2 protein-coding genes and 1 pseudogene are annotated in these 1456 nt (G+C 43.0%); 1 reads left to right on the forward strand and 2 read right to left on the reverse strand.

Annotated elements, in window-relative coordinates; all coding sequences use genetic code 11:
* Positions 1-281 (reverse strand): annotated as a pseudogene (locus AB4589_RS12650) (transposase); the annotation flags it as partial.
* Between the two features lie 135 nt (positions 282-416).
* Between AB4589_RS12650 and AB4589_RS12655 the strand changes: the two are divergent.
* The gene (locus tag AB4589_RS12655; protein WP_371695879.1) at positions 417-527 is read left to right on the forward strand and encodes a hypothetical protein; all 111 of its coding nucleotides are present in this window, start codon (positions 417-419) and stop codon (positions 525-527) included.
* 459 nt (positions 528-986) lie between these two features.
* On the opposite strand, the gene AB4589_RS12660 is transcribed toward AB4589_RS12655, so the two are convergent.
* Positions 987-1451: a DUF1566 domain-containing protein gene (locus tag AB4589_RS12660; protein ID WP_371958665.1), complete on the reverse strand. Its 465-nt coding sequence runs from the start codon at positions 1449-1451 to the stop codon at positions 987-989.
* Positions 1452-1456: the final 5 nt, after the last annotated feature.

Consider the following 1456-nt stretch of genomic DNA (forward strand, 5'->3'; position numbering starts at 1 on the left):
GCAGGTGTAATGCGGACAGCTTAATGGAACATGGGCCAGTCTAAATATCGAGTTGATAAATCCTTGCAACGCTCTCAGTGGCATAGAAAACACGCGTTTCACCATGAGTGCTGTCGTGATAGCTAAATCACTGAATCGACGTGGCCTACCGCGCTTATTCTGTTTGCTTTGCGCCCACCCGCTATCGCCTCTTCATCAATCCAAAAGGTCAGAGAGCCACGGTTAATGAGTGATTGGTTGTATTGCTTCCAGTTAGTTGTTTTGTAAAGAGGTTTAGGCATAGAGCTACGAGAAGTAGTGAACGTAGCTGATCAGATCGTAGGTTCTTGATTTAGTTCCATTGAATTACGCAACAAAGCCAGTTAACGCTACTTGGAATATCAAAACGAGGAAATAAAGAACTGAGAACGCTATTTATCCATGCCGCAAGGTCAATTTTATGGAAAGATAAGTCGGTCGAAAAATATTTTGGTTCATGGCTTATTGAGCTTAAGAAGCGAAAATCTTTTAACTTGGCTGTGTGGTGAAAAATTGAAAATACAGGGGCATTTTTTGGAATACTTCCCGATTACTATTTGTTTTCGCTAAGAGCCTAAATTATCGATGAAAAACGCCCCTCTTGAAAGGGGTGTAGATTTGAACACACTGTTTTTACATGAACGCCAAGTTACTCTTATCCAGGAGCACTTTAACTCCAGAATACAGGCTAAAAATGACGAAATTACAGTTAACGGAGATTATCGCTAAAACGCCTCTGTCGGATAGGCGGCACCTGTTCCCAGATGCCTCCCTCCTCAGAACCGTACGTGCAACTTTCACTGCATACGGCTCAAGCCTCCACAAAGGCATCGTTAAGCACCCAGTAACAAAATTACCTTTGCGATACACACTTAAAGCTTTAAAACTGCCCCAATGGCCACTACAAATATAACCACCTACCGAGGTAGGTGGTTTTGAGGGGAAATCTAAGACTCAGACGTTTGCCGCTAAGGAACAGAGACACACGATGCGTAAAGATAGTCGTCGCTCGGCATAGTGAGCCCAGAGTAACCATTTCTGAGAGAGATATTGGCATAGCCCGGACCACGAGACGTTGATGTCCAGTAATTTATCCTGACTGCCCAGCCACGAGCAGTAAACATATTTCCATTTGTGTTGAATAGTCCCCTTAACTCATTCACAGTAGCTAAACGCCAGTTAGTTCGTCCTGCAATACTCTTGGTATTATATGTGTCACACAATGAATCTGCGTTATTCCAATCGAAAATATAGAAATCCCCAGTAGGACCTGAAGTTCCTATTTCTTGTGTAAAACCTTTATTTGTACTGCCTCCTCTACTATCTAGGAACGTTTTGGATGGTGAATTTGTAAACAATTTCCCACTACCAGTATCGAAGATGTCAAGACATGAAGCTCCCGTACTCCTACATGCATAGACCTCCACGTCCACTGTGT

It is taken from the genome of Vibrio sp. 10N.222.49.A3, assembly GCF_041475145.1.
Lineage (GTDB): Bacteria > Pseudomonadota > Gammaproteobacteria > Enterobacterales > Vibrionaceae > Vibrio > Vibrio tasmaniensis_A.